We start from the raw sequence: 26,757 nt of genomic DNA, 5'->3' as shown, positions 1-26,757 counted from the left end.
CCGGCGGCGAAGGTTCATCTGGCATACGCACGCACTCCCCCGCCGCTCGTCCTGAGCGCGCTTATCCTCCCCGCAGCGCCGCCCCAAACCGACCTTGTCGCCAGCGCAGGCTCGAGCACGTCGGCGCAACAGTTTGCTATCAGCTGAAGTCGGCGATGCGGGCGTCGAGCGCGAACATGGTCTGATAAATCTCCGGCTCACTGGCGTGGTTCATGACGTCAGGCGCAATCTCACTCGCCTTGTGAAGAGCGTCCTGCAAAGACGTCACGTCCAGCGCTTCGATCAGCAAGAGCCCTGCGAAGAAACCTTCGTTCTTCCGCATGCCCTTCTCCGCCGTTGGCACTGAGGTCCGCGCCTGGTCGGTCGCGCCGATCTGCACAGCGGCGACCCCGTCGCAAGCAACGATCGCCCTGGCCAATGCTTGCGGATCTCCAGGCAGCTTTTCGATCCGCAAGGCCATGATCGTTGCCCCCTCGCCCCTCCCCGCACGGGTGACCATCACGCCCCCGCCCCTCATGAAGTTGCCGAGCTTTGGCATGATGCGCTGCGACCACGGCGTCGGCGCGTTCAGGCGCGCCAGATAGGCCTCGCCGTCGAGAACCTCGGGCGCGTCCAGCTCGTACAGGATGAAGAAGCGGTTGATGTCGGCCCTTACAGCGCGAAAGACGCGCGCGGCCAGGAAGCCCCTGGTCGTCACGCGCTCGGTGGTGTGCTCGCGCGTCAGCCAGTGCCGGTAATCAGTCAGATCGTGCGCCTCGATGTCGCTCCAGATGGCGAGAAACCCTGCTCCGCGCATTCCGCCCTCCTGCCTAGGCCTTGCCGGCCGCCGCGAGCCCGTGAAGAGCAGCCGGGATCGTCTCGGGCAATTGTCCGATCCGCTGGACAGCCGCGAGCAGTGCGGCGAGATAGCCGGATGGGCCCAGCCCGCAAATGACCGCCGTGCAGGCACTCGAGGTGATCGAGTGGCGGTGAAGCTCGTCGCGTGCATGGATGTTCGAGATGTGCACCTCGATCTTCGGCCCTTCGAAGATCTTCAGCGCATCGATCAGCGCGATCGACGTGAAGGAATAGGCCGCGGGGTTCATGATGATCGCATCCGCCTCGCCATGGGCGGACTGGATGAGGTTGACGAGCTCGCCTTCCATGTTGGACTGGTGGAACGAGATCGAGACCCCAAGCTGATCGGCCAAGGCCTGACAGCTGGCTTCGATCTCCTTCAGCGTCGTCGAGCCGTAGATGTGAGGCTCCCGGATGCCGAGGTAGTTGAGATTGGGTCCATTGAGGATCATGATCCGTGCAGTCATTTTTCCCGTTTCTCCTTGCCAACGCCACGCGCCTGAAGCGCGATGAGATCATCGCTCTTCAAGTCATTGTTTGCGCATGATCTTTGCGGAAAGCCGCTGCACGCTTTCCGGATCATGCCCTAGCCTCCAAACCACTTGGCCGGGATCGTCACCAGTCCAGGGAATAGCACCATCGCGAACAGCACGACCAGCTGCGCGATCATGAAGGGCCATACGCCCCTGACGATCTCCTCCATGCTGATCCTGGAGACACCACAGACGACATTCAGCACGACGCCGACCGGCGGGGTGATGAGGCCAATGGCGTTGTTGATGATGAAGAGGACGCCAAAATAGACGGGGTCGATGCCGGCCGCCTTGATGATAGGCATCAAGATTGGCGTGAGGATGAGGATCGTTGGCGTCATGTCGAGGGCCGTTCCCACGATCACCACCACGACCATGATCGCCAGCATCAGAAGCGTGGTGTTGCCCATGAATGGCTTCAGGAGATGAACGATCTGTGTCGAGATCTCCGATACCGTGATGAGCCAGGACGACACGAGCGCCGCTGCGATCAGAAACATCACGATGCTCGTCGTCACCGCGGAGGAGACGAACACCTGGTAGAGCTGGGACAGCTTCAGCTCGCGATAGATGCAGGTTGCCACGAAGAGCGAATAGACGGCGACCACCACCGCAGCTTCCGTAGGCGTGAAGATCCCGAAACGCAGGCCGGCGATGATGATGACGGGCAGCATCAGCGCCCAGAAGCCATCGACGACGGCCTTCACGATTTCGGACAACGAGGCCCGGGGCGGCGGCGTCAGGTTCTCCTGCCGCACCACCCACGCCCAAGCGAGGCAAAGTCCCGCTCCGAGCAGCAGGCCGGGCACGATCCCGGCCAGAAACAGCTTGGAAATCGACACGCCGGCGGTGACGCCGAAGATAACGAAGCCGATGCTGGGCGGGATCACGGGGGCGATGATGCCGCCGGCCGCCACCAGACCCGCTGCATAGGATTTGTTGTGCCCCGCCGCCACCATCATCGGCACCAGCAGCGCCGCCAGCGCGGCGGCATCGGCCACGGCCGAGCCCGACACCGAGGCAAGCATGCACGACGCGAGGATGGTGACATAGCCGAGGCCGCCGCGGAAATGCCCGACGGCGACCAGCGCGACATTGACGATGCGCTTGGCCAGACCGCCCTTGTTCATGATCTCGCCCGCGAGCATGAAGAACGGAATCGCCATCAGTGGAAAGCTGTCCGCGCCGTTGATGATGTTCTGCGCCACGATCTGGGCGTCGAACATGTCGATCGTGCTCATCAAGGCTACACCGCAGACGATCAACGCGAAGGCGATTGGCATGCCGAGCGCCATGGCGCCGAGCAGCGAAAGGGCGAAGACGGCGATCGTCATGGCGTGGTCCCGCCGGTTTGCAGGATGCGAGCGCTGGCCGGCAAAGCTCCGTTCGACAACATCAGCGCTCTTCCGATTCCTTGACGGCCACCATGTCGGCTTCACTGGCCTGCCCGCTGAGCACGCGGAAGAGGTCGTAGAGAAGGATCACGCCGGCGGACACGCCGAAGACGACGCCAACGGCGTAGAAGATCCCGAGCGACAGGCCGGTCGCCGGCGCCCGATCGTCGATGTTGATGATGGTCTGGCGCCAGCTGCCCGAGAGCAGAAGCCAGTCCGCAAACAGCATCAGGCAATAATTGATGACGAAGCAGATGCGCTTGGCGTAAGCCGGCAGCATCCGGACCAGACTATCGACGCCGAGATGGGCGTGTTCACGCAGCGCAACGATGGCGCCGAGGAAGGTCAACCAGACCAGCAGCCACCGCGACAGTTCCTCGGAAATAGCAATGCCGGAGTTGAAGCCGTAGCGCAGCACGACGTTGCCGAACACCAGCACCACCATGACCGCAAGACAGGCGGCGATGACGGCCTTCAGGAACGTGCAATAGAGGTCGAGAGCTCGCGCCATGCGTAACGTCCGGGCAAATCAAGGGCTGGAGCCGGCCAATCGCCGGCTCCAGTGCCTGCGTGACGAAGAAGGCCGCTACTTCACGTCCTTGCGGATGCGCTCGACCTCTTCGTTGAAGAGCTTCACCGTCTCGGTACGAAGGTTGGCCGAGATCTTTTCGACGACGGGGTGAACCGCCTTGCGCATGCGGTCGCTCTCTTCGGGTGCGATCGCATTGTACTGCATGCCCTTGGCCTGCAGCTCCGCCAACGCCTTCTCGGTCTGAAGGCGCGTCTGCTCCTTCTGGTAACCGCGGCTTTCGTCATAGGCCTCGCGCATCAGGCGCTGTTCGGTCGGCGAGAGCTTGTCCCAGAATGCCTTACTCACCAGGATGATGTTCAGGGTGAAGGTGTGATTTGTGGCGGAGACGTATTTCTGCACTTCGTAGAATTTGTTCGAGAGAATGACTGTATAGGGATTCTCCTGGCCGTCGACGGTGCGCGTCTCCAGGGCCGAATACAGCTCACCGAAGGCCATCGGGACCGGGTTGGCCTTAAAGGCGCTGAAGCTTTCGAGGTAAACCGGATTCGGAATGACGCGAAGCTTGAGCCCGGCGAAATCCTCGAGCTTGGTGATCGGGCGGGTGCTGTTGGTGACATTGCGGAAGCCCAGGCCCCAATAACCCAGCCCGGTCAGCCCCTTCGCCGGCAGCGTGTCGAGCATCGCCTTGCCGAACTTGCCAGTGCCGAGCGCATCGGCCTGCTCGGTCGAGTTGAACAGGAACGGGAAATCTATGAGGCCGAACTCGGGAATGACGGTCGCGAGCGACGTCGTCGAGGCCGACAACATCTCCTGAGTGCCGCCACGCAGCGCGGATTGCTGCTGAAGCTCATTGCCGAGCTGCGAGGCCGCGAACTCTCGGACCTTCATCTTGCCTCCGCTCTTGGCGAGCAGGATCTCGGCAAATTTCTGCACGCCCTGGCTGACGGGGTGATCGGTATTGTTCAGGTGGCCCCACCTGATCGTGCGCTCCTGAATATCGTCGGCAGCAGATGCGCCGACCGTCAGCGCCACGCAGATCGCCGTCGCAGACAGCGCCCGTACCAACAAGCTCATCGCTTCCTCCCCTATTGCAAGCGAGCACGAACCGCGGCTTAAGCCATTATCTTTCGTGCCCTCCGTCTATTTAGAGATCATACATGAATTTTCATGTCAAATGATGATCGCGGTTTCCTATGATATTTTGCTATACGTCATGGATCGTCGATCTGCTATATTGTTGTCAACATTGATGTTCGGCCTCCTCCCGGAGGGGCGGCAATCGGGACAAGCGGGATCGGGAAAGCATGACGGCAGTTGATGAGCGGCCCCTATCCGCAGGCGACAGCGGCTATCAGCGCATTCGGTCCGACATCATTTTCGGCGTGCTTACGCCATCCGGGCGTCTCAGGCTCGATGCCATGAAGGAAGATTACGGCGTCAGCATCAGTACGCTGCGTGAGATCCTCAATCGTCTGACCTCCGAAGGTTTTGTGGTTGCCGAAGGTCAACGTGGATTCGAGGTGGCGCCTGTCTCGATCCAGAATCTGCGGGAGCTCGCCGATCTGCGCATCCTGCTGGAGCATCATGCGATGGCCGAGTCGTTCCGCGCCGGCGACGTCGAGTGGGAGGGCCGTGTAGTTTCAGCGCACCACAAGCTGGCCGCCACCGAGCGCACCGTCCGCACCGAGGGCGACGATCCCGAGCTCCGCAAGCGCTACGACGGCGAATTTCACCAGGCGCTGATCTCTGCTTGCGGCTCTCGCGAGTTGATGCACACCCATTCGGTCGTGTTCGACAAATACTTCCGCTATGCGCTGCGCTATCGCGGCACCGAGACGATCAACCAGCACAAGGCCCTGTTGGACTGCGCCCTGAAGCGGGACATCAAGACGGCCAAGGCCGTCCTCACCGACCACATCAATGGCTGCGTCGCGCACGCGCTGTCCTCCTGGAAGAGCGGCTGACCGCCTCTCCCCTGGAAATCAAGTTATCGACGGCTGGAGCGGGAATCCTGGATGACCACGGCTACGATCCCCGCGCATCGGGTTGAGACCGCGGTCGCCAGCGCGGATATTCTCGGCGAAACGCCATTGTGGTGCGACCGGTCCCGCAAGCTGTGGTGGATCGACATCGACGGCAGGCGTCATCAATCCTTCGATCCGGCGACGGGCGCCCATCACGTTTCCTCCTGCGATTGCCAATTCCTGGGCAGCCAGGCCCTGACGACCGACGGCCCGCATCTCCTTGCGAGGGATCTGCGCCTCTGTCGTCGCGTTTCCGACGAAGCTCCTCCCGCCGACTTCTGCGAGGTCGAGTGCGGCCTGGACAACCGCTTCAATGACGGCCGCGTGGACGCCCGCGGCCGCCTGTGGATCGGCACCATGGACAACCAGCTGCATCGTCCGAACGGCGCGCTGTATCGCGTGACCGGGGACGGTGAGGTGGCGCGCATCTTCGAGGACGTCATCGTCACAAACGGAATTGCGTTCTCGCCCGACAATCGAACGTTCTATTTCACGGACACGCGGCGATACCGCACCTGGATGTTCGACTTTGACGTCGATGACGGCGTGATCCGAAACAGGCGCTTGTTCGCAGACTATAGCGCTTCTCAGGAAAGACCTGACGGTGCATGCGTCGATGCTGCCGGCGGGCTATGGACGGCGTTCTTCTCGGGCGGCCGGGTCGTGCGGTACCGGCCGGACGGGCAGATCGATACCATTATCCCGATGCCTGTGACCAATCCGACCTGCCTGTGCTTCGGAGGGCGCGATCTAGAAACGCTGTACGTCACGACGGCGAGAAAGTTCCTGGATCCGCGCCAGTTGAGCATCGAGCCGCAGGCCGGTCATGTTCTTGCCATTCACGGCGTCGCGCAGGGCCTGCCGGAACATCGTTTGGTCTAGCCCTACTCCGCCGGCGTCAGTTGCCGCTCACTCAAGCGCATTGTCGCGGTCTCGCGAACGCGGACCCGGGCGCGTCGCTTGCGCCACCAGATGACGACACCCGTGACCGAGAGTGCGGCCACCACGAGCCCCATGATCGAGATCAGGATGCGCCCGAACAGGCCGACGATGCGTCCCGAGTGCAGCGGAAACTGCGCTTGCACGAAGATGTCGGCGGCGGTGCCGACCCAGGGCAGCCGTTCGCCGATGGGGCTGCCATCCTCGCTGTCGTAATAGAGCTGCGCCGGGCCGACGCCGCCGGCGCCGTGATCGTCGCCGGGGTGGAAGAAGGCGGCGGCATAGACGCCATGGGCGGGTCCGTAGCTGATTGCGCCGACCGGGATGGTCCAGCCACGTGCTTTGCCATCGGCGGCCGCGCGGGCAGCGATTTCGGCGAAGGTCATCTTGGGTTCGATGGGGTCGTCGAGATCGCGGTAGGGCCGCTGCTCATAGGGCGTCGGCGTGTAATTCGACACCATCTTCATCAGCGGCGAGAACACCTCGAAATAGAGATTCAGCGAGAACGCGGTGAAGGCGATCACGAACAGCAGGCTCCAGGTCCACAGGCTGAACGCGCGGTGGATGTCGAAATTGATCCGGTAGGCGCTGCCCGAGGTCTTGATGGTCCAGGCCGGCGCCCATCGCGCCCAGAAGCCGCGCTCGAGCTGGCGCGTGACGGCAGGTGCCCGCGCCGCCTTGGTGCGCCGGCGCGAGGGCAGCGTCAGATAGAAGCCGACGAAGCAATCGATGGTCCAGATGATGGCGATGATGCCGAGCACGCGCATGCCCCAGCGGTCGCTGCCCCAGAACTCCGGGATGTGCATCGTGTAGTGCAGCTTGTAGAGGAACGAGACGAGGTTCTCTCTTGTGACAGGCCACACGGCGCCCCAATAGCGCCGGCCCAGCTCCACGCCGGTATTGGGATCGAGAAAGATCTGATTGTAGTCGAGCGCATAGCGCTTGCCGGTAGCCGGATCGATCCGCGGCATGACGAAGAACCACAGCGAGTGGCCCTCCTCCGGCGTCATGAAGAGGTAGACCACGCGGGCACGGGGATCGCGCTGCTCGATCATCTTGGCGAGCTCGATCGACGGAATCGCCGGGCCCTTGCTGGTGACGTCGAACAGATGGCTGTTCAGGACGTCGTCGATCTCGTGATCCCAGGAGATGATCGCGCCGGTGATGCCGGAGAAGAACAGGAAGCCTGCCGTGAGCAGTCCCGCCCAGCGATGCAGCTTGCCGAATATCGCTCTCATCGTCTTCCACTCTCATTCCGTCAGGTCCGGCTCCCCAGCGCCGAACCCCAGTTCCATTCACCAGCGGTAGCTCAGCTTGCCGATCGCCTTGCGCCCCTCCGCGTAGAAGCACCCGGACAGGCTGTAACACGCAGCGACATAGCGTGTATCGGCAAGGTTGGTCACGTTCAAAGACAGGCGCCAATTGTCACGGGTGTAGGCGAGCAGCGCGTCCAGCACGGTCGCGGATCCCACCTTGAACGTGTTGGCATCGTCACCCCAGGTCGCGCCGACATAGCGGATGCCGCCGCCGAACTGGAGGCCGGCGAGCGGCCCGGTCTGAAGCGTGTAATCGTTCCACAGTGAAGCACGGTTGAGCGGCACGGTGACCGGCGCCTTGCCGACATTGACCGGATCCTGCGTGACCACGGCATCGACATAGGCATAAGCCGCGCGCAGATTCCAGCCGTCGGCGAGCGACATGGTGCCCTCGAGCTCGAGGCCGCGCGACTTCACCTGACCGGTCTGCTCGGCGAGATAGCTCGGCGGCGCATAGGTCACGACGTTGTCGCGCGTCAGGTCGAAGGCGGCGAACGTGAACAGCGCATTCCAGCCGATCGGCTGGTACTTGACACCGACCTCGTACTGGACGCCGGTCTCGGGATTGAGCATCTGGCCGCCCAGTCCCCTTGCGAGCACCGGCAGGAACGATTCCGAGTAGCTAAAATACGGCGCTATGCCGTTGTCGAAATTGTACATCACGGCTGCGCGACCGGTGAAGGCCGACGCGTCCTTCGATACTGACGTACTCGCGGCGGGCAGATCGCTGTCGAGCTGCGTCGTCACGAAGTCCTGGCGGCCGCCGAGCTGGAACGACAGCCGGCCGAGCTTGATTTGATCCTGCGCATAGAGGCCGACCTGCGACTGCTTGACGCCGGTGTTATCGCTCATCCCGCCAATGGTCCAGTCGTAGCTGTAGACCGGATTGAACACGTTGATCTCGGGTGCCGAGGTGGTGACGCCAAAGGCGGTGTCGCGGAATTGCGTGTTGCGGTAGTCGACGCCAACCAGCGTGGTATGGCTGAAGATGCCGGTGACGAACTTGCCTTGCAGCTGGTTGTCCACCGCGAAGGAGTTGATATAGGAGTTGCTATAACTGCCGAACCGTGCGAGCTGCCCCGCGGGCTCGTCGGTGTAGCCGGCGCCGTAAAACACCTTCTCTTCGTTGTGCTGATAGGCGTAGCGCAGGTTCTGCCGGAACGTGATGTTGTCGGTGAAATTGTGCGAGAGCTGGTAGCCCGCGGTCGCGATCTCGGTGTTGAACGCGTTGAAGCCCGGCACGCCTGCGAAGAACGAGACCGGGATGGTGCGGCCGTTGTTCGGCCACACCGTGCCCGATGCCGGCAGGAACTGCAGGCCCCACCCTGCCCGATCCCGCTGGTAGTTGGCCAGGATCGTGATGGTGGTGTCCTCGTTCGGCTTGAAGGTGACGGCGGGCGCGATGAAAACGCGGTTGTCCTTGGTGAAGTCGACCTGGGTTTCACCGTCGCGGACGACGCCGGTCAGGCGCCACAGCACGGTGCCTTCCTTGTTGGCGGCACCGCCCATGTCGAACTGGCCCTGATAGCGGTTGAAGCTGCCGCCGGAGATCGAGACTTCGCCGAACTGCTGCGCGGTCGGCAGCTTGGTCACGTAGTTGAGGATGCCGCCGGTGCCGCTGCCGCCATACATCGCCGAGGACGGTCCCTTGAGGACCTCGATGCGCTCGGCGCCGTAGGGATCGAGGCCGTTGAAGTGCACGTAGTTGCTGGAGGGAATCCGCAGGCCGTCGACATAGAGGCCCGACATGGTGGTGTCGAAGCCGCGGATCTGGAGCGCGCCGAATCGGGTGTCCGAACCGCCATTGACGTCGCCGCTGACGCCGGCGGTGTAGCGCAGTGCCTCGCCGATCGAGACTGCGCCCTGGTTTCTGACCTGATCGGTGGTGACGACGGACACCGACTGCGGGGTCTCGATCAGCGGAGTATCCGTCTTGGTGGCGGTGCCGCTCCTTGTGGCGACGAATCCGCGTACCGGACCATTGGCGCGATCGCCCGCACCGACGTTCGATGCGGCCGACTGGGTCGGCGCGGCCTGCTGCGCGGCAGAGCGGCGATTGGCTCGCGAGGTCCGCGTTGCCGCCCGTCGCGTCGGAGCGATCGACGCAGGGCGGACGCGGTCAGCCGGCGCATCGACGGTGACAGCGGGAATCTGCGTCTGGGCCTCCGCGGAAGCGAAGGGAATGACGAAAGGGAATGCGCTGACCGCCCCGAGGAAGAATATCTGAATCTGTCGGCGACGCGTTTCTCCACGCGAAGAAAGTTGGAAGTCGGTCACGTCTTTCGAGGCCCCACGCACTGCCGGCTTTGCCGGTATCGTTTTGATGCCTCGCCCTAACTCAGACGGTTTGGGAGCGCGATAGGAACAGGCTTAGAATCCCTCCAGACATGTGCGCAGCGCGTGCGACGAATGCGCTCGTGCCTCGACGCCGTATCAGCGTTGCGGCTGAAGTTAACGGCACAACCGTTGGACGTTACCCGCGGTCCGCGTGACAACAGGTTGCCGCGGCGCTCTTTTCGCCCGCCAGCACGCTGCGGCTGTTGCGGTCCGGCGGAATATCGCCGGCCGCATTGGCCGCAAAGAAGCCGGTTGGCTTCAGCATGAAGCCGGCATACTCGACCGGCATGATCGGAAAGTCCTCGGGCTTGCAGACGTGGGTATGACCGAACGAGTGCCACACCACGATGTCGGCATTCTCGATGTTTCGATTCTGCGCGGCATAGCGCGGCAGGCCGTCGCCGCCCGCATGGACGTTGGGATAGTTGCCGCTGGCGTATTTTTCGCCCGGATCGAACGCGGTCACCCAGACGTGCTTGGTGGCAAAGCCGCCGCGGCTGCGCACGGTGCTGCCCTCTTGCGCCAGCATCAGCGGGCTCGGATTGACTACGAGCTTGTAGGCGGGAGCATTGCCGACCGAATTGGTCTCGTTGGGATTGCTGATCTTCCAGAACCGGCCGGTCTCGCCGTTGGCGATCGCCGCTGCATCGCGCTCGCGCGACAGCACGCGCGTGGTGGTGTCGAACACGTTGCCGTGCGGATTGTCGTTACCCCAGGGCCTTGGCACGAAGTCGTGCTCAGTGACGGTATTGCCGCCGCCGTCGAGGTCCATGTGCAGGCGAGCGTTGAAGAAGTGCTGATGCGTCGGTCCGCCCAGATTGTCGTCGACCATGCCGCCCCATTTGTACGTCTCGCCCGACCGCACGGCGGTAGTCTGAATGATGCCGGTGAGCTTGGTCTCCAGCTGGATCGTGCCATCCTGGTAGAGATACCAGTAGAAGCCGTAATCGTAATTGCCGACGGTCGCGAAAAACGAGATCACGAGCCGCCGGGATCGGCGAACCTCGAACAGGCCGTTGCGGAATTCATAGTGCTTCCAGGCAATTCCGTAGTCCTCTTCATGCATGCAGACGGCGTTCCGCATGACGAAGGGTTCGCCCCTGCTGTCGGCGGCCGGCACATCGAAATAGTGGATGTTGCCGAGGCAGTCGCAGCCGAGTTCGAGCGCGTTGGCGAGCATGCCGAGGCCGTATTCACCGGCATCGAACGCCGACTTCCAGAAATGATTGGCGGTCGGGTCGGCGTAAGGCACCACCATTTCGGTGACGCTGGCGCGATAAATCAGCGCGCGCTTGCGTGCGCCGTCCTGGTAGGCGAGTTGATGCAGCACGAGGCCCTCGCGAGGCGTGAAGCCGACGCGAAAACTCCACTTCTGCCAATCGACCTTCCAGCCATCGATGCGAAAGCTCGCGCCCTCGGGCTGCTCGATGTGCAGCGGCTTGATGTCGGTGCGCGGGTCAGTGACCTCATGCGCCCCGTAATTTCGCTTCTTGCGCGGGATCGGCACGATCGGATCCTCATCCGTGAGGTCGATGACCTTGCCGCCGATCAGATCGACAACCGCGACAACGCCCTCGATCGGATGGGCGTAGCCGTTGTCCTGGAGATGCTCGCGGAAATAGCTGACGGCGCGCACGATGCGCGCGCCGCGCTCGAACTCATTGTCGAAGAAGCCCGAGGAGAACGGGTCGACCTGAACCAGCTCGATGTCCTTGTCGCTGAGCCCGCGCCGCTGCATCGCCGCGCGCCAGCCGGGATCGGCCTTCACCACGGCCTCGCATTTGAAGAACTCTTCCAGCATCACCGGCGGCTGCCCATAGGGCGCCTCGCGGTTGGGGACGAGCTTGCGATCGACGATCTCGCCGCGGCCGAGATCGACGATGTGCTCGATCGCTTCTCCGGTGACGACATCCAGAGTCAGCACGAAGGCCCGGCGCGGAAGCCCTGCTCCGCCCGCGGCCAGCTCCTGCTTGGTAGGCTCCTCCAGCCGCACCGTCGGGAAGCGGCAGTTCTCGGGTGAAGCCACAGCGGCGCGCACCATCGTGCAGGCGGTCGTGATCTCTGCGGCGGTCAACGGGTCAAGCGGATGCGGTGCGGCAGCTTGCGCGGACGAGTTGGATGCGACGGTTTCGAGCATGATGGAGTCCGGATGTCAGCGCGGCGCGAGATGCGCGGTGATGGTGCGGAAGGCGGCGAACCAGCGCAGGTCGATCGGTACGTCCATCGCCTTCGGCTGCGTCGCGAGCTTGACGATGACGGTGTCCGAGTCGAGGTCGACATAGAGGAGCTGACCATGGATGCCGATCGCCGTGAGCGCGTTGCGCGACGGATCGATCGTGAACCATTTGCTGCGGTAGCGGGCGCCCGGGAAGAATTCGGCGAGGTCGCCGTCGGCCCAAGCCTTGGGATCGCCGTTTTCACGGATGTCGTCGATCCACCAGCCGGGCACCACCTGCCGTCCCTGGACCACGCCACGGCAACGGATCATCTCGCCGAAGCGGATCAGATCGCGCGCGGTGACGGAGAGGCCGCCGGCAACGCGGCCCATGCCGTGGCTGTCGAGTGTCAGGGAGCCGTCTTCCTCTGCGCCCATCGGCCGCCAGAGATGTTCGGACAGAATATGTTGGTATGGCATGCCGCAGGCGCGCTCATAGACCCAGCCGAGCACTTCGGTGTTGGGCGAGACGTAGTGAAACACTTTGCCATGCGGTTTCCCTGTCCCGCGCAGCGTGGTGAGATAAGCGCGCTGGTGACCGGCCTCGATGCCTGGCGGCGGCACGTCCCATCCCGAGGAAAAGCGATAGCGCGCGACATCGCCTGCGGGATCCTCGTAATCCTCCTCGAACTTGATGGCGACGGCCATGTCGAGGAGATTGCGGACGGTGCAGCCGCCGTAGACCGAGGTCTCGAGCTCAGGCACGTAGCGCACCACGCTTGCCTCGGGATCGACCAGTCGACGTGCCGCCAGCACGCCGCCCAGGGTGCCGGCGATCGCCTTGCTGATGGAGCAGATCAGATGGGGCGTGGCGGCACTCATGCCGTCGTCATACCATTCGTGGATCAGCGTGCCCCGGTGCATCACGAGCAACGTGTCTGCGAAGGTTTCGCGCAAGGTAGCCTCGATTGTGGTGGGCGTACCGTCGGGCGCCGTGAAGCCGAGCTTTGCCAGCTCACGCGGCGCGCTGGTGATGGCGCTGGGGTGGGCCGACCGTCGAACCTCGGCAGTTGGCAGCACTTCGCGGGTGTGTGTGAAGCCCCAGCGGATCGCGGGATAGCTGCGCCAGTTGGCGCGGGTCACCAGGGCCTCGGACGCCGGTGGGCTGCCACGCATGATTTCGGTCGGCCGCATCTTGATCCTCCGCGAAGCGCCACCAGCGGCGATGCCGCAACGGTGAGCGAGCAAGACTGCACCCGGGCGCCACCGGGAGTTATCGAGATCCGGCAATATTTTGCTGGACACGGGCGACGACCATGCCAGTCTTGGCAGGCCTCGCTAGATCTCGCCGGGCAAATTGCAACGTGCTGTCATGGTCTTAAGCGCAACCCCTCCGATCCAGGACTCGGCTGCCAGCCTGTTCCAGGCCAGCAGCACGGACGTTGACGAGCACTGCGCCGCGCTCGGCCGCTGGCGCCTGAGCTACGACCAGATCAGCGCCGGCGCGTTCAAGGGCAGCTTCACCCAGCTCTCCCTGCCCCGGCTCGAGGTGTTTCGCGAGATCACCAGCCAGCAGGTCCGCCAATACGGCCAATTGGGTGCCGGCAGCTTTGGCATTGGCCTGCCTTGGCACGGCGACGGCGAGGTCAATTGCAACGGAGCGAATGCCACGGGCGCGCAGGTGATTGCCTGCATCGATGCCGAGGTCGACATGTGCACGCCGAAGGCCTTCGAGCTGCGCGGCGTCGTCGCCAGTGCGGCGCTGATCGAGCAACTGGCCGCCACCCTTGACATCGCGCTGCCGCGCCGCGCCTGGCATCGGTTGCAGGTGATCGAGATGGCGGAGGCGCCGGTCGCACGGCTGCGCGCGCATCTCACCACAATTCACGAGACCATCACGACCGCACCGGGGCAGTTTGACGATGCGGCGGCACGGCAGGCACTGGAGGATGCCCTTCTCGTCGAGATCATGGACATGCTGCCGACGGCACGGCCGAGCGATCCCGGCCGCAGTGCCGTGGCGCGCAGGCGCACCGTCGATCGCGCCCGCGACCTGATGCACGGCAGCGGCGATCGCTCGCTGTCGTTGTTGGAGGTCTGCTCGGCGGTCGGCGCCAGCCCGCGCAAGCTCGGCTATTGCTTCCAGGAGGTCTTGGGCACGAGTCCGATGCACTATTGGCGCGCGATGCGGCTAAACCGGGTCCGGCGCGCCCTGAAGCGCGCCGGCGGCGCCGGGACATCCATCTACGACATCGCCGTGCAGCACGGCTTCTGGCACTTCAGCCAGTTCTCGCTCGACTATAAGCGCCACTTCTCCGAGCTGCCCTCGGAGACGCTGCGGCGGGCGAGGCGTGCGGCGTGATCCGGCTCAGTGATGCCGCAGTCGGCGGTTGACGCGGCGCGCCAGATAGTCGCCGGCGCTCTGGACGAGCTGCACCAGCGCAATCAGCACGACGACGACGGCCAGCATCATCTCCGGCATGAAGCGCTGATAGCCGTAGCGGATGCCGAGATCGCCGAGGCCCCCGCCGCCGACGGCGCCGACCATCGCGGAGTAGCCGAGCAGACTGACCACTGCGAGCGTCAGCGCCAGTAACAGGCCCGGCAGCGCCTCGGGGATCAGCACCTTGAACACGATCTGGAGCGGCGAGGCGCCGAACGAGGACGCGGTCTCGATCAGGCCGCCATCGACCTCGCGGATGGCGGCTTCGACCAGACGCGCGATGAACGGTGCCGACGCAATCGTCAACGGCACGATCGCCGCACTCGATCCGATCGAGGTGCCGGCAATGAGGCGCGTGAACGGGATGATGGCGACGACCAGGATGATGAACGGCGTGGACCGCGTCGCATTGACGACGATGCCGAGCGCGCGATTGATGAAGGGGGCCGCGAACAGCTCGCCTTTCCGGCTGGTTGCCAGGAAGACGCCGAGCGGCAGGCCGAAGGCGGTGCCGAGCAGCGCCGCGATGCCGACCATGTAGAGGCTTTCGAAAGTCGCCCGGATGATCAGGTTGATGAGTTCAGGCGACATAGCCGAGACGCTCCGCCGGGAATTGATGTTGAGCCAGAAAGGCCAGCGTCCGCGTCACCGCGTCTTCGCCGCCGGAAATACCCAGGGGAATGCCGAGAACGAGCGAGCCCACATGCTGGCCGCCGATCTCGTCGATGCGGGCCGACAGCAGCGACACGTCCAGGCCGAGCTCGCGGGCGAGCCGCGCCACCAGGGTGTCGCCGGCCCCTGCCCCGCGCACCTGAAGGCGGATCACGGCTTGCCCGCCGGCCGGCGGCTCCGCCACGATCCGGCTCGCCAGCGAGACCGGCAAGCTATCGCCGATGACCTCGGCCAGGAAGGATTGCGTGATGGGATGCGTGGGCTGTGTGAAGATGTCGGCGACATCGCCGCTTTCGACCACATGGCCGGCATCGAGCACCACGACTTCATTGGCAAGCTGCCGCACCACCGACATCTCGTGGGTGATCAGCACGATGGTCACGCCGAGCTCGCGGTTGATGCTCGCCAGCAGATCGAGGATCGCGCGCGTGGTCTGCGGATCGAGCGCGGAGGTCGCCTCGTCCGACAGCAGCACGCTCGGCCGCGTCGCCAGCGCGCGGGCGATCCCCACGCGCTGCTTCTGGCCGCCGGAGAGTTCGGACGGATAGCGGTCGTGCTTGTCGGCAATGCCGACCAGCGCGAGCAGCTCGGAGACCCGGGTCTTGATTTCAGCCTTGGCCCAGCCGGCAATCTCGAGCGGCAGCGCGATGTTATCGGCTGCCGTGCGCGAGGACAGCAGGTTGAAATGCTGGAAGATCATGCCGATCGAGCGCTGCGCCAGCCGCAGCTCGCGGCCGGCGAGCGCCGAAATATCGCGGCCATCGACGATGACGCGGCCGGTGGTCGGCTTCTCCAACCCGTTGATCAGCCGAACCAGGCTCGACTTGCCGGCGCCGGAGCGACCGATCACCCCGGTGATCGAGCCGCGCGGTATTGCGAAATCGATTCCTTGCAGTGCGTTGACACCGGGCTTGCCGCGGTAAGCCGGATAGGTCTTCGATATCCCCGCGAAACGGACCATCACATCCGGTCCGGCTGCGGCAAGTGAAATCGCATCGAACTTCTCGATCGGCTGTCCGATCGCGAGCGATTGGTGGGCATTCATGGAGGCGGCCTTCATGCACAATGGTTCGCTTGCCCGCCCAGTGCGCGGGAAGCCTGGTCGCATCATGCGACGGGGTTGGAACCGCGATGAGGGCTCGGAAGCGCGCTGCACCGCAGCACGCACCATCGCCCGTTCAGGTCATTCTTGCAATGTCAGAATTTTGCCGGAGGTTGGGCGAAGTTTTCCCAATCGTCCCTTGGCGAAGAAAATCCATCTGCCGCCGCAGACTACCGCCCCTTAAAGTGCGGCTTGCGCCGGCCCAGGAACGCCTCGACGCCCTCCTTGTGATCCTCGCTGAAGCCTGCGAGCGCGAACTGGTCCACGTCCATGTGGCTGGCGAGATCGTCCAGCGCGTGCGCGAGACGGTTGACGGTGAGTTTCGTCATCGCCACCGAGAGCGGCGGCTGTACGGCGACCTTCCGGGCGAGATCCATGGCGGCATCGAACGCATGGCCGGGATCGACGACGTGCTCGACCAGACCCCATTCATAGGCTTCCTCCGCAGTGATGCGCTGATCGGCCAGAATGACCGCCTGCTTGGTGCGGGCGGGTCCGATCAGGTGCAGCATGCGCGGGATACTCTGCCAGCTCATGTTCATGCCGAGCCCGATCTCCGGCACACGCAGATGGGCATCGCTGCCCATGACACGGAAGTCGAGCGCGACGGCCAGCGCCACGCCACCGCCGATGCAAAAGCCCTCGATCGCGGCAATCGTGATCTGCTCCATCTCCTGCCAGGCCCGGGTTAGACGGGGGCCGAGCTTGAGGTGCCGCCGCAGCGTGCCGAGATTCATGTCCTTGCGCGCACGTCCCTCGGCATCCTTCAGGTCGAATCCGGCGCTGAATGCGCTCGCGCTGCCTGTCAGTACCACGACGGAGGTCGCAGCATCATCCTCGAAGCTACGCGCCGCCGCAGTGAGCTGGCGCAGCGCCTCGGGGGATAGCGCATTGATGCCGTCGCCGCGGTCGAAACGCACCACCGCGATCCGTCCCTCGGGGCCGCGGCCCTTTTCGATCTTCACGTAGTCCGTCACTGACGTCTCCCCAATCTGTCTCTTGCGGCAATGCTAGCCCACATCCGGCCTCACGAATATGGGACCCGGTTGCGCCGCAGCGCGTACTCGACAGGCGGGCCTCATTGCCTTTATTCTTCGCCTCATGAGCCACGATCATCATCACGATCACGACCATTCCGAACTGTCGGAGACTGAGCTGCGCGTGCGCGCGCTCGAGACGATCCTGACTGAAAAAGGCTATGTCGAGCCCGCCGCGCTCGACGCCATCATCCAGGCCTATGAGACCAAGATCGGCCCCCACAATGGAGCGCGCGTCGTCGCCAAGGCCTGGACCGATCCGGCCTTCAAAAAGGCGCTGCTGGAGGATGGCTCCAAGGCGGTCGGCACGCTCGGCCATGTCAGCCGCGTGGGCGACCATCTCGTCGTGGTCGAGAACACGCCTGAGCGCCACAACATGGTCGTGTGCACGCTGTGCTCCTGTTACCCCTGGGAGATGCTCGGTCTTCCGCCGGTCTGGTACAAGGCCGCGCCCTATCGCTCGCGGGCCGTGAAGGACCCGCGCGGCGTCCTCGCCGATTTCGACGTCACCTTGCCGAAGGACATCGAAATCCGGGTGTGGGATTCGACCGCCGAAACGCGCTTCCTGGTGCTGCCGATGCGCCCCGCAGGCACGGAAGGCTGGAGCGAGGAGCAGCTCGCCGAGCTCGTGACCCGCGACTCCATGATCGGCACCGGCTTTCCCAGGACACCGGGAGCGCCCTCGTGAACGGCGTGCACGACATGGGCGGCATGGACGGGTTCGGCAAGGTCGAGCCCGAGCCGAACGAGCCGATGTTTCACGAAGAATGGGAATCGCGCGTGCTGGCGATGGTGCGCGCGATGGGCGCTGCCGGAGCCTTCAACATCGACACGTCTCGCTTCTATCGCGAGACCCTGCCGCCGCATGTGTATCTGTCGAGCTCCTATTACAAGAAATGGTTCCTCGGCCTCGAGGAAATGCTGATCGAGAAGGGCTATCTCACGCGAGAGGAAGTCGCCGCCGGCCATGCGATGCAACCGGGGAAGGCGCTCAAGCATGGAAAGTTCGATCTCGGCCAGGTCGAGCGCATCATGGTGCGCGGCAAGTTCGGCCGCCCTGCCCCGGCTCCCGCCAAATTTAACATTGGCGACCGCGTGCGTGCCAAGAACATACACCCGGCCACGCACACCCGGCTGCCGCGCTATGTGCGCGGTCATGTCGGGGTCGTCGAGCTCAACCATGGCTGCCACGTGTTTCCTGATACGGCGGCGATGGAGCTCGGCGAACATCCGCAGTGGCTCTACACCGTCGTGTTCGAGGGCCGCGATCTCTGGGGCGAGGATGGCGATCCCAAGCTGAAGGTCTCGATCGACGCCTTCGAGCCCTATCTGGATCTGGCGTGATGTGCGGTGCGCTTGCAGCCGCCGCGACAGCGGCGATCCCGAGCATTCCGCGCGACGACGACGGTCCGGTATTCCGCGCGCCCTGGGAGGCGCATGCCTTCGCGATGGCGTTGACGCTGCACGAGCGCGGCGTGTTCACCTGGCCCGAATGGGCAGCTAGCCTTGCAGACGAGATCAAGCGCGCACAGGCGGCCGGCGATCCCGACACCGGCGAGACCTACTACCTGCACTGGCTCGCCACGCTGGAAAGCCTGGTTGCGCGCAAGGGCGTTGCGTCATTGGACACGCTGCAACGCTACCAGGCCGCCTGGGACCACGCGGCCGATCGCACGCCGCATGGCAAGCCGATCGAGCTGAAGGCCGAGGATTTTCGGTAGGTCGCGCCACTCTTGTGTCCCGGACAAGCTGCAACGCGCAAGCGTTGCGGCGCAGAGCCGGGATCCAGAGGCAACGAACCCCAATGCGGCATGGGCCCCGGCTCTGCAGCGCACCGCTGAAGGAGCGCTGCGCTGCGTCCGGGGTACGAGCGCGTAACGCGGCGAACCTACTTCGCCGCCACGAACTCCCGCCACCCCTTCGCCCGAAGGTCGCATGCCGGGCATTCTCCGCAGCCATAGCCCCAATCATGCTGCGCGCCGCGCATCCCGAGGTAGCAGGTGTGGGAGTGTTCGCGGATGAGATCGACCAGCCCCTCGCCGCCGAGATCCTGCGCGAGCTGCCACGTCGCGGCTTTGTCGATCCACATCAGCGGCGTGTGCAGCTCGAACGTCCGGGCCATGCCGAGCGAGAGCGCGGCCTGCATGGCGCGGATGGTCTCGTCGCGGCAATCGGGATAGCCGGAATAGTCGGTCTCGCACATGCCGCCGACGATGTGGGTGATGCCGCGCCGGTAGGCCAGCGCCGCCGCAAAGGTCAGGAACATCAGGTTGCGGCCGGGCACGAAGGTGTTGGGCAGCCCGTCGGCGCCCATTGCGATCGCGACGTCGCGCGTCAGCGCGGTCTCGGACACCGCCGCCAGCGTCGGGATCGACAGCGTGTGGCTCTCGCCGAGCTTTGCGGCCCAGTCCGCGCGTAGCGCCTTGACGCCGGCGAACAGGCGGCCGCGGCAATCGAGCTCGATGGCGTGGCGCTGGCCGTAGTCGAAGCCCAGTGTCTCCACGCGCGCGAAGCGGCTGAGCGCCCAGGCGAGGCATGTGGTGGAATCCTGGCCGCCGGAGAACAGGACTAGCGCGGTTTGTGATGAAAATGCGTCACTCATGGCCCCGCGCTTTAGCACCGCGGAACGTATCAGCCAATCGGTGGAAATCGGCCCGTTCCGCCCGCCCCCGCTGGGAACGGCGGCCCGCTTTTGGCATAAGGCTGGGACCCAGGAGAGCGCCCCGCAATGACCCCTTCCCGCGACATTTCCCGCCTGATCGAGATCATGGCGGCACTGCGCACGCCGGTGACCGGCTGCCCCTGGGACCTCGAGCAGAATTTCGCGACGATCGCGCCCTATACGATCGAGGAGGCATATGAGGTCGTCGATGCGATCGATCGCGGTGATCTCGATGATCTCCGCGAGGAACTTGGCGACCTGCTGCTGCAAGTCGTGTTCCACGCCCAGATGGCCTCGGAGCAGAATGCCTTCGCGTTCGGAGATGTCGTCGAGGCCATCACCCGCAAGATGATCCGGCGCCATCCCCATGTCTTTGCGGACAAAGACGGCAACCTCGCCTCCTCCCACGTCAAGGAAGTCTGGGACCGCATCAAGGCGGAGGAGAAGGCCGAGCGCGCCGCGCGCCGGTCGCCGGAGGAGGCTCCGACGCACAAATCGCTGCTGTCAGGCGTGAAAGCCGGCCAGCCCGCGCTGACGCGTGCCATGGAGCTGCAACGCAAGGCTTCCACCGTCGGCTTCGACTGGAACGACCCGCGCGCGGTGCTGGCAAAGATCCGCGAGGAAGCCGATGAGATCGAGGCCGCGCTCGACCGCAACGACAAGCAGGAACTGGCGGAAGAGACCGGCGATCTCATGTTCGCGCTCGTCAACCTTGCCCGCCATGTCGATGCCGATCCGGACGCCGCATTGCGTGCGACGAACGCGAAATTCGAGCGGCGCTTTGCCTATATCGAACGGGCGCTTGCGGCGCAGGGCCGGACGCTGGAGCAGGCCTCGCTGGCAGAGATGGATGCGCTGTGGAATGAAGCAAAGGGCGAGACGAAGCCGCCTTCAGAGGCCTACAAGGAAGCGCGCCGCTAATTCGCTGTCGTCCCGGATCAGCGCTCTAGACAGCTCCGCGTTGTCGGGAGCTATGCTTGTCCGGGACGACAACGTTGTCGGGGCGTCCGCCGTTCAACTCGTTTGCCTGGACAACACCGGTTACCCGGATAGATGCGGCACCGCATCGAACCTCGACACCACGATATCCCGCTTGGTCTCGTCGACCCGCACGGTCATGTCGAAGCGGCCATCGTGCAGCTCTTTCGAGAGCACCTCGGAATTGCGATGCAGCCAGCTGATGCCGGCACCGTCGGCGGCGTCGATGGAGAGATCGAGCGTGGTACGTTTGGCGGCCAGACGCTCCTCGATCGCGGCCAGAAGCGCATCGACGCCCTCACCCGACACGGCCGAGACCAGCATCGCCGGGTGATCCTCAGGCCTGCGCGCCGCGATATTCAAGAGCTCTTCGCGCTGCTCGGCATCGTAGCGGTCGATCTTGTTCCAGACCTCGATGATGCGGCCCGAATCGTCGGGATTGATGCCGAGCTGGCGCAGCACGGCGTCGACGTCGCTCTGCTGCGCCTCGGCATCCTCATGCGAGATGTCGCGCACATGCAGGATGACGTCGGCCTCCAGCACCTCTTCCAGCGTGGCACGGAAGGCGGCAACGAGTTGCGTCGGCAGATTGGAGATGAAACCGACCGTGTCCGACAGCATCGCCTTGCCGCCATGCGGCAGGCTCAGCGCGCGCAAGGTGGGATCGAGCGTGGCAAACAGCATGTCCGCGGCCTGCACGTCGGCGCGCGTCAGGCGGTTGAATAGCGTCGACTTGCCGGCATTGGTGTAACCGACCAGCGCGACCACGCGATACGGCACGCGTTGGCGTCCGGCACGATGCAGCCGGCGCGTCGCGTGCACCTTCTTCAGCTCGCTCTCGAGCTTGGAGATGCGCTCCTGGATCAGGCGGCGGTCGGCCTCGATCTGGGTCTCGCCGGGACCGCCCATGAATCCGAAGCCGCCGCGCTGGCGCTCCAGATGGGTCCATGAGCGCACGAGGCGCGAGCGCTGGTAGTTGAGATGCGCCAGCTCGACCTGGAGTGAGCCTTCCCTGGTCTTGGCGCGGCGGCCGAAGATCTCCAGGATTAGCCCAGTTCGGTCGAGCACCTTGGCGTGCAGTTCCTTTTCGAGATTGCGCTGTTGGATCGGCGCCAGCGCGCAATCCATCACCACAAGCTCGACATCGAGGCTCTTGATCAGCCCGGCAATCTCCTCGACCTTGCCCTTGCCGATATAGGTGGCGGGTCGGATCTGGCTGATCGGCGCGATGATGGCATCTGCAATGACGAGATCGATCGCGCGCGCGAGACCGGCGGCTTCATCGAGCCGGGCTTCGGCGTCACGCTGAACATGACCCTCCGATTGCGCGTCGGAGCTTCCCGCGCGCACCCGCAGATAGGGGCCGATGACCAGCACCCGCCCCGTCTGTTTAGCCCCTGCCGGCCGCGGACGGTCGGCATCCCCGTCGAAATTCCGGGGTTCCAATCAGATCACTCTCAAGCCGGCTGATCCTCGCCGCCTTCGAACAACTGAATCGGTGCGCCCGGCATGATGGTCGAGATCGCGTGCTTGTAGACAAGCTGCGAGTGACCGTCGCGCCGAAGCAGCAAACAGAAATTGTCGAACCAGGTCACAATGCCCTGGAGCTTCACTCCGTTGACCAGAAAGATCGTCAGTGGCGTCTTGGTTTTGCGAACGTGATTGAGGAAGGTGTCCTGTAGGTTTTGTGCGCGGTCTGCCGCCATTTTTTTTCTCGCTTTGAGTTTCTTTTTATTGCGCCGGTTGCGGCCCTCTTTGTGATGTTCGGGGCCTCTCCCGGTTGCCGTTCCTCATGAGATCCCCCTCGGAAGGAACAGCTGTGCGATTAGAGGACAGGTGGACCTTTTAGGCAAGCCGCTTCACGCGGCAGGGCACGCCCTATTGCCCCGAAAGACTACGGAAATCGATGATTTTCCTGACCTATCCCCGAGATGTCACCGCAGGCTCGCGGCGTTAGACTCTTGTTTTGACGCGTTTTCTTTACGCGAACCGGTATCCACTTCGCCCGAAAACGCTCTAGCCGACACCGAGCGCCTTCAGCTTCCGGTGCAGCGCCGAACGTTCCATGCCAACGAACTCGGCTGTTCGAGAAATATTTCCTGAAAAACGGCTGATCTGTGCAATCAAATAGTCGCGCTCGAATACTTCGCGCGCTTCGCGCAGCGGCAGGCCCATGATGTGCTCGCCGTTGTTGCTGGTCGGCATCGCCGGCACCATGGAGCCGACGTCCTGCGGCAGCATGTCGGCGGTAATGATGACCTCGGGGCCACCCGCAGCTAGAATCATGACTCTCTCAACGTTGTTGCGGAGCTGGCGCACATTGCCCGGCCAGACATGCGATTGGAGCACCGCCATCGCATCCTGCCCGATCTGGCGCTTGGGCAGGCCGCTGCCGGCCGAAATCTGCTCCATGAAGTAGTCGATCAATTCCGGAATGTCCTCGCGCCGTTCCGACAGCGCGGGCACCCGGATCGGCACCACCGAGAGCCGATGATAGAGATCCTCGCGGAAATGGCCGGCCGCGATTTCCTCTTCGAGATTACGCGCGGTCGAGGAGATGATTCGCACATCGACCTGCACCTTGGCTGTGCCGCCGACGCGCTGGAACGATTGCTCCACCAGCACGCGCAGGATCTTGTTCTGCGTCTCGCGCGGCATGTCGGCGATCTCGTCGATGAACAGCGTGCCGCCATGGGCTTCCTCGAGCGCGCCGGGCTTGCGTGCCTGCTCGCCATTGGACTGCTCGATGCCGAACAGCTCGTGCTCCATGCGCTCGGGCGTGATCGCGGCGGCGTTGATGACGACGAAGGGACCGTCGGCACGGCCCGAGGCCGTGTGCAGCGTGCGCGCGGTCAGCTCCTTGCCGGCGCCGGCGGGGCCGACGATCAGGATGCGGCTGTTGGCCTTGGCCGCGCGCTCGATGGTCTGACGCAGCTGGTTCATGCTGGGCGAGCGGCCGACGAGCTGGCTGGCGCTGGGTGCGAGCTGCTTGAGCTCCTTGACCTCGCGCTTGAGCCGCGAGTTCTCCAGCGCTCTGGTCGCGACCAGGATCAGCCGGTCTGCCTTGAACGGCTTCTCGATGAAGTCGTAGGCGCCGCGCTTGATCGCCGCGACCGCGGTCTCGATGTTGCCGTGCCCGGAGATCATCACCACCGGCAGGTCGGCATTGTCCTTCTTGACCTGCTCCAGGAGCTGCAAGCCGTCGAGCTTGGAGCCCTGCAGCCAGATGTCGAGGAACACCAGATGCGGCCTGCGGTTGGCGATCTCGGCGAGCGCCGAATCGCTGTCGCGCGCGGTCCGGGTCACGAAGCCCTCGTCCTCGAGGATGCCCGCAACGAGATCCCGAATATCGGCCTCATCATCGACAATCAGAATTTCACTTGCCATGGGTCGCGCCCGCCTTGTCAGCTACCTGTTGAGGCTTCGATTTTCGTTGAATCATTGGTCTTTTCAGCCGGCTCTTTGGTTTCGGCCGCCGGCTCTTTTGTTTCCTGCGCCTGACCCTTGACAGCAGCGCCGGCCTGCTCTGCTCGCTCGGCCTTCGCGGGTTGCCCGGAGATCGCAAAGCGCATCCGCATCCAGGCGCCGCGCTGGCCTTCGCGAAAGTCGGAAGCATCCTTCAGCTCAATGCGCCCGCCATGGTCCTCCAGCACGCGGCCGACGATGGCAAGGCCAAGTCCGGTGCCTTTGGCGCGTGTGGTAACATACGGCTCGAGCAGACGCGAGCGCGCGACCTTGGGCAGGCCGATGCCGTTGTCGACCACGTCGATCAGCACGTCCCCGCCTTCGCGCGACACCACGACATCGATGCGGCCTTTTCCGTTTTCCCGGCCGAGTTCCTCCGGCGGGACCTGCTCGATCGCCTCGGTGGCGTTCTTGACGATGTTGGTGACCGCCTGGGAGATCAGCCGCCGGTCGAACTGAGCGCGCAGCGGATCCTGCTTGAACTCGGCCTCGATATCGATCTCGGGATGGGCGACCTTCATCAGGAACACCGCCTGCCGCACGGCGTCGGCGACGTCCTCGCCTTCCATCACCGGTTTCGGCATCCGCGCGAAACGCGAGAACTCGTCGACCATGCGGCGGATATCGTCGACCTGGCGCACGATGGTATCGGTGCACTGGTCGAAGATCTGCTTGTCCTTGGTCTCGGTGATGTCCTTGCCGAACTTGCGGCGGATGCGCTCGGCGGAGAGCTGGATCGGCGTCAGGGGATTCTTGATCTCATGCGCGATGCGGCGCGCCACGTCGCCCCAGGCCGAGGTGCGCTGTGCCGAGACCAGCTCGGTGATGTCGTCGAGTGTGATGATGTAACTGTCGTGCGGCTGGTTCTTCTCGGCGCTGACCCGAACCGACAGATTGCGTTCCTGCCCGTCGCGGGTGATCGTGATCTGGCCCTGCACCAGACGCTGGGTCCCCTCCCGCGCCGCCTTCATCATCTCGTCGAGCTCGGGCAGCACGTCGGAGAGCGGGTGGCCGAGCGTCTCGGCTTCGGAGTGCCCGATCAGCTTCTCGGCGGAGCGGTTGAGGATGCCGACGCTGCCGGAGGTATCGACGCCGATGATGCCCGCGCTCGCCGAGGACAGCACGGCCTCGATGAAGCGGCGGCGGCTGTCGATGAGGTCACTGGCGTTGACGAGCTCGTCGCGCTGGCTGCGCAATTCCTGCGTCATCTTGTTGAAGGTCTCGCCGAGTTGCGCGAGATCGCCTTCCGACTGGTGCACCGGCACCTGGACGTGGAGATCGCCGGTCGAGACCGTGTGAGCCGCATTCATCAGCCGCCGGATCGGCGAGACCAGCGAATTGGCGAAGTTGAGGCCGATCAGCACCGAAGCCATCAGGATGGTGAGCGCAATCACCGCGAACATCAGCGCAAAGGCGACCTGGATGCCGAGGCGGCGCGACTCGATCTGGGCGTATTCGGCGACGCTGACCTCGGTCTGCTTGAGCTGAGCGACAACATTCGGATCAAGCGGTCGGGCGACATAGAGAAAGGTGTCGTTGAAGGCGCGCAACCGGATCACCGCGGCAACGTAGCTCGCGTCCGGCAGCACCGCGATCTCGGGTTCGTTCTCGTTGACGTTGCTGAGGAAGTCGGGCGCCGGCGGCGAATAAGCGAGCCGCATGCCGGTGTCGGCGGATTCCAGGATGTTGGTGTTCTTGTCGATGATCATCGCGCCCGGCAGGTTGCGGGAGCCGGCGCTGGCGGTGAGCATCTCGCGGAATGAGCGGCGATCCTGGTCGAAGAGCGGCCGGGCGTGCGCGATGTCGTTGGCCATGCCGAGAATGTCACCTCGGATCAGCTGCGCATGGTCCTGCATGTAGGCGCGCGCGATCGTCAGCGAGTTCTGGATCACCTGCTTGGTGGGACCGGAGAACAACCGGTCGAGGCCGCGCTCGATGGTGACGTTGGCAACGACGGCGACCAGCACCGCCGGCAGCACCGCCACGATCGAGAACAGGCTGACGATCTGGACATGGAGGCGCGCCGCCGCCCTGCCCCGCCGCCGCGCCAGGATCAGCTGCCAGAGCTCGCGGACGATGATGCCGACCAGCAGCAGGATCGTCGCCGCATTGATCAGGTAGAGCGAGCGGACGATCTCGGGCGTCGGATCTATCGTGGTGAGGCCGGTCAGGACCAGGAAAGTCAGGAAAGCCGACAGCAACGCCAGTGCCACGGCAAAGGGTGCCAGCCAGCGCCTCGCCGACCAACGCCGGGGCTCATCTGCTGGGGCCGTGTCAAAGTGTGCGGCCGAGGTGTCTGCGCTGGTCATTCCGGCAATGGCGGTGCTGAAA

At 64.2% G+C, this 26,757-nt stretch carries 24 protein-coding genes; 7 read left to right on the top strand and 17 right to left on the bottom strand.

Annotated features, from left to right (window positions below):
* Nucleotides 1-139 precede the first annotated feature (139 nt).
* The 5 genes from RX330_RS20145 to RX330_RS20125 all read right to left on the bottom strand — a co-directional run bounded on the left by RX330_RS20145 (nt 140) and on the right by RX330_RS20125 (nt 4,370).
* Nucleotides 140-796 (bottom strand): hypothetical protein, encoded by a 657-nt coding sequence (locus RX330_RS20145; protein ID WP_317239538.1) that lies wholly within the window; start codon nt 794-796, stop codon nt 140-142.
* Between the two features lie 13 nt (nt 797-809).
* Complete coding sequence (aroQ, locus tag RX330_RS20140; RefSeq protein ID WP_317239537.1) at nt 810-1,304, bottom strand: type II 3-dehydroquinate dehydratase; 495 nt, start codon at nt 1,302-1,304, stop codon at nt 810-812.
* Between the two features lie 119 nt (nt 1,305-1,423).
* Nucleotides 1,424-2,704, bottom strand: coding sequence for a TRAP transporter large permease (locus RX330_RS20135; RefSeq protein ID WP_317239536.1), 1,281 nt, complete (start codon nt 2,702-2,704; stop codon nt 1,424-1,426).
* Between the two features lie 61 nt (nt 2,705-2,765).
* Entirely contained in the window at nt 2,766-3,275 is a 510-nt protein-coding gene (locus RX330_RS20130) for a TRAP transporter small permease (RefSeq protein ID WP_212085331.1), read from the bottom strand.
* A 75-nt stretch (nt 3,276-3,350) separates the two neighbouring features.
* Nucleotides 3,351-4,370 (bottom strand): TRAP transporter substrate-binding protein, encoded by a 1,020-nt coding sequence (locus RX330_RS20125; RefSeq protein ID WP_212085328.1) that lies wholly within the window; start codon nt 4,368-4,370, stop codon nt 3,351-3,353.
* 230 nt (nt 4,371-4,600) lie between these two features.
* Between RX330_RS20125 and RX330_RS20120 the strand changes: the two genes are divergently transcribed.
* Nucleotides 4,601-5,260 carry a GntR family transcriptional regulator gene (locus tag RX330_RS20120; protein ID WP_212085326.1) on the top strand — a complete coding sequence of 220 codons (660 nt, stop codon included), beginning with the start codon at nt 4,601-4,603 and terminating at the stop codon, nt 5,258-5,260.
* A gap of 51 nt (nt 5,261-5,311) precedes the next feature.
* Complete coding sequence (locus tag RX330_RS20115) at nt 5,312-6,202, top strand: SMP-30/gluconolactonase/LRE family protein (RefSeq protein WP_317239535.1); 891 nt, start codon at nt 5,312-5,314, stop codon at nt 6,200-6,202.
* 2 nt (nt 6,203-6,204) lie between these two features.
* On the opposite strand, the gene fsrB is transcribed toward RX330_RS20115, so the two are convergent.
* The 4 genes from fsrB to RX330_RS20095 form a co-directional block, all read right to left on the bottom strand.
* The gene (gene fsrB, locus RX330_RS20110) at nt 6,205-7,497 is read right to left on the bottom strand and encodes a siderophore utilization protein FsrB (protein WP_317239534.1); all 1,293 of its coding nucleotides are present in this window, start codon (nt 7,495-7,497) and stop codon (nt 6,205-6,207) included.
* A 57-nt stretch (nt 7,498-7,554) separates the two neighbouring features.
* On the bottom strand, nt 7,555-9,852 hold the full coding sequence (locus tag RX330_RS20105; RefSeq protein ID WP_317239533.1) for a TonB-dependent siderophore receptor: 2,298 nt from the start codon (nt 9,850-9,852) through the stop codon (nt 7,555-7,557).
* A gap of 196 nt (nt 9,853-10,048) precedes the next feature.
* A complete protein-coding gene (locus tag RX330_RS20100; protein ID WP_317239532.1) occupies nt 10,049-12,049 on the bottom strand; it encodes a primary-amine oxidase in 2,001 nt (666 codons plus the stop codon).
* Between the two features lie 15 nt (nt 12,050-12,064).
* On the bottom strand, nt 12,065-13,261 hold the full coding sequence (locus RX330_RS20095) for a serine hydrolase domain-containing protein (RefSeq protein WP_317239531.1): 1,197 nt from the start codon (nt 13,259-13,261) through the stop codon (nt 12,065-12,067).
* A gap of 178 nt (nt 13,262-13,439) precedes the next feature.
* Here RX330_RS20095 and RX330_RS20090 point away from each other — a divergent pair, with 178 nt between their 5' ends.
* Entirely contained in the window at nt 13,440-14,429 is a 990-nt protein-coding gene (locus RX330_RS20090) for a helix-turn-helix domain-containing protein (RefSeq protein ID WP_317239530.1), read from the top strand.
* A gap of 6 nt (nt 14,430-14,435) precedes the next feature.
* Here the strand turns inward: RX330_RS20090 and RX330_RS20085 are convergent, their stop codons facing one another.
* From RX330_RS20085 to RX330_RS20075, 3 genes are all read right to left on the bottom strand, one after another.
* Nucleotides 14,436-15,101, bottom strand: a complete 666-nt coding sequence (locus tag RX330_RS20085) for a methionine ABC transporter permease (protein ID WP_317239529.1) — start codon at nt 15,099-15,101, stop codon at nt 14,436-14,438.
* Nucleotides 15,091-16,242 carry a methionine ABC transporter ATP-binding protein gene (locus tag RX330_RS20080; protein ID WP_317239528.1) on the bottom strand — a complete coding sequence of 384 codons (1,152 nt, stop codon included), beginning with the start codon at nt 16,240-16,242 and terminating at the stop codon, nt 15,091-15,093. Before RX330_RS20080 ends, RX330_RS20085 begins: the two co-directional genes overlap by 11 nt.
* A 212-nt stretch (nt 16,243-16,454) precedes the next feature.
* Nucleotides 16,455-17,261, bottom strand: coding sequence for an enoyl-CoA hydratase/isomerase family protein (locus tag RX330_RS20075; RefSeq protein WP_317239527.1), 807 nt, complete (start codon nt 17,259-17,261; stop codon nt 16,455-16,457).
* A gap of 124 nt (nt 17,262-17,385) precedes the next feature.
* Between RX330_RS20075 and nthA the strand changes: the two genes are divergently transcribed.
* From nthA to RX330_RS20060, 3 genes are read left to right on the top strand one after another with little or no spacing between them, the layout of a single operon-like run.
* On the top strand, nt 17,386-18,009 hold the full coding sequence (gene nthA, locus RX330_RS20070; RefSeq protein WP_212085305.1) for a nitrile hydratase subunit alpha: 624 nt from the start codon (nt 17,386-17,388) through the stop codon (nt 18,007-18,009).
* Entirely contained in the window at nt 18,006-18,665 is a 660-nt protein-coding gene (gene nthB / locus RX330_RS20065) for a nitrile hydratase subunit beta (protein ID WP_317239526.1), read from the top strand. Before nthA ends, nthB begins: the two co-directional genes overlap by 4 nt.
* Nucleotides 18,665-19,042: a nitrile hydratase accessory protein gene (locus tag RX330_RS20060; RefSeq protein ID WP_317239525.1), complete on the top strand. Its 378-nt coding sequence runs from the start codon at nt 18,665-18,667 to the stop codon at nt 19,040-19,042. Before nthB ends, RX330_RS20060 begins: the two co-directional genes overlap by 1 nt.
* 167 nt (nt 19,043-19,209) lie before the next feature.
* Here the strand turns inward: RX330_RS20060 and queC are convergent, their stop codons facing one another.
* Nucleotides 19,210-19,923, bottom strand: coding sequence for a 7-cyano-7-deazaguanine synthase QueC (gene queC, locus RX330_RS20055; protein ID WP_317239524.1), 714 nt, complete (start codon nt 19,921-19,923; stop codon nt 19,210-19,212).
* 126 nt (nt 19,924-20,049) lie between these two features.
* Here queC and mazG point away from each other — a divergent pair, with 126 nt between their 5' ends.
* Nucleotides 20,050-20,904, top strand: a complete 855-nt coding sequence (mazG, locus tag RX330_RS20050) for a nucleoside triphosphate pyrophosphohydrolase (RefSeq protein WP_317239523.1) — start codon at nt 20,050-20,052, stop codon at nt 20,902-20,904.
* A gap of 120 nt (nt 20,905-21,024) precedes the next feature.
* On the opposite strand, the gene hflX is transcribed toward mazG, so the two are convergent.
* The 4 genes from hflX to RX330_RS20030 form a co-directional block, all read right to left on the bottom strand.
* Nucleotides 21,025-22,407, bottom strand: a complete 1,383-nt coding sequence (hflX, locus tag RX330_RS20045; protein ID WP_317239522.1) for a GTPase HflX — start codon at nt 22,405-22,407, stop codon at nt 21,025-21,027.
* An 11-nt stretch (nt 22,408-22,418) separates the two neighbouring features.
* Nucleotides 22,419-22,667 carry an RNA chaperone Hfq gene (gene hfq / locus RX330_RS20040; protein ID WP_007591126.1) on the bottom strand — a complete coding sequence of 83 codons (249 nt, stop codon included), beginning with the start codon at nt 22,665-22,667 and terminating at the stop codon, nt 22,419-22,421.
* A 310-nt stretch (nt 22,668-22,977) separates the two neighbouring features.
* Nucleotides 22,978-24,348 (bottom strand): sigma-54-dependent transcriptional regulator, encoded by a 1,371-nt coding sequence (locus RX330_RS20035; protein ID WP_212085276.1) that lies wholly within the window; start codon nt 24,346-24,348, stop codon nt 22,978-22,980.
* Between the two features lie 17 nt (nt 24,349-24,365).
* A complete protein-coding gene (locus tag RX330_RS20030) occupies nt 24,366-26,735 on the bottom strand; it encodes a sensor histidine kinase (protein WP_317239521.1) in 2,370 nt (789 codons plus the stop codon).
* Nucleotides 26,736-26,757 lie beyond the last annotated feature (22 nt).

The organism is Bradyrhizobium sp. NDS-1 (genome assembly GCF_032918005.1).
Classification (GTDB): Bacteria; Pseudomonadota; Alphaproteobacteria; order Rhizobiales; family Xanthobacteraceae; genus Bradyrhizobium; species Bradyrhizobium tunisiense.
Note: the sequence above shows the minus strand (reverse complement) of the source record. Positions and strands in the feature narration are given on the sequence as shown.

What these genes read in the sequence shown, in the direction of transcription:
- RX330_RS20030 (WP_317239521.1), bottom strand. Translation starts at nt 26,735, where the DNA reads ATGACCAGCGCAGACACCTCGGCCGCACACTTTGACACGGCCCCAGCA.
- RX330_RS20120 (WP_212085326.1), top strand. Translation starts at nt 4,601, where the DNA reads ATGACGGCAGTTGATGAGCGGCCCCTATCCGCAGGCGACAGCGGCTAT.
- RX330_RS20115 (WP_317239535.1), top strand. Translation starts at nt 5,312, where the DNA reads ATGACCACGGCTACGATCCCCGCGCATCGGGTTGAGACCGCGGTCGCC.
- RX330_RS20060 (WP_317239525.1), top strand. Translation starts at nt 18,665, where the DNA reads ATGTGCGGTGCGCTTGCAGCCGCCGCGACAGCGGCGATCCCGAGCATT.
- RX330_RS20125 (WP_212085328.1), bottom strand. Translation starts at nt 4,370, where the DNA reads ATGAGCTTGTTGGTACGGGCGCTGTCTGCGACGGCGATCTGCGTGGCG.
- RX330_RS20135 (WP_317239536.1), bottom strand. Translation starts at nt 2,704, where the DNA reads ATGACGATCGCCGTCTTCGCCCTTTCGCTGCTCGGCGCCATGGCGCTC.
- aroQ (WP_317239537.1), bottom strand. Translation starts at nt 1,304, where the DNA reads ATGACTGCACGGATCATGATCCTCAATGGACCCAATCTCAACTACCTC.
- RX330_RS20145 (WP_317239538.1), bottom strand. Translation starts at nt 796, where the DNA reads ATGCGCGGAGCAGGGTTTCTCGCCATCTGGAGCGACATCGAGGCGCAC.
- RX330_RS20095 (WP_317239531.1), bottom strand. Translation starts at nt 13,261, where the DNA reads ATGCGGCCGACCGAAATCATGCGTGGCAGCCCACCGGCGTCCGAGGCC.
- RX330_RS20090 (WP_317239530.1), top strand. Translation starts at nt 13,440, where the DNA reads ATGGTCTTAAGCGCAACCCCTCCGATCCAGGACTCGGCTGCCAGCCTG.
- hfq (WP_007591126.1), bottom strand. Translation starts at nt 22,667, where the DNA reads ATGGCGGCAGACCGCGCACAAAACCTACAGGACACCTTCCTCAATCAC.
- RX330_RS20080 (WP_317239528.1), bottom strand. Translation starts at nt 16,242, where the DNA reads ATGAAGGCCGCCTCCATGAATGCCCACCAATCGCTCGCGATCGGACAG.
- fsrB (WP_317239534.1), bottom strand. Translation starts at nt 7,497, where the DNA reads ATGAGAGCGATATTCGGCAAGCTGCATCGCTGGGCGGGACTGCTCACG.
- nthA (WP_212085305.1), top strand. Translation starts at nt 17,386, where the DNA reads ATGAGCCACGATCATCATCACGATCACGACCATTCCGAACTGTCGGAG.
- queC (WP_317239524.1), bottom strand. Translation starts at nt 19,923, where the DNA reads ATGAGTGACGCATTTTCATCACAAACCGCGCTAGTCCTGTTCTCCGGC.
- RX330_RS20035 (WP_212085276.1), bottom strand. Translation starts at nt 24,348, where the DNA reads ATGGCAAGTGAAATTCTGATTGTCGATGATGAGGCCGATATTCGGGAT.
- mazG (WP_317239523.1), top strand. Translation starts at nt 20,050, where the DNA reads ATGACCCCTTCCCGCGACATTTCCCGCCTGATCGAGATCATGGCGGCA.
- RX330_RS20130 (WP_212085331.1), bottom strand. Translation starts at nt 3,275, where the DNA reads ATGGCGCGAGCTCTCGACCTCTATTGCACGTTCCTGAAGGCCGTCATC.
- RX330_RS20100 (WP_317239532.1), bottom strand. Translation starts at nt 12,049, where the DNA reads ATGCTCGAAACCGTCGCATCCAACTCGTCCGCGCAAGCTGCCGCACCG.
- RX330_RS20085 (WP_317239529.1), bottom strand. Translation starts at nt 15,101, where the DNA reads ATGTCGCCTGAACTCATCAACCTGATCATCCGGGCGACTTTCGAAAGC.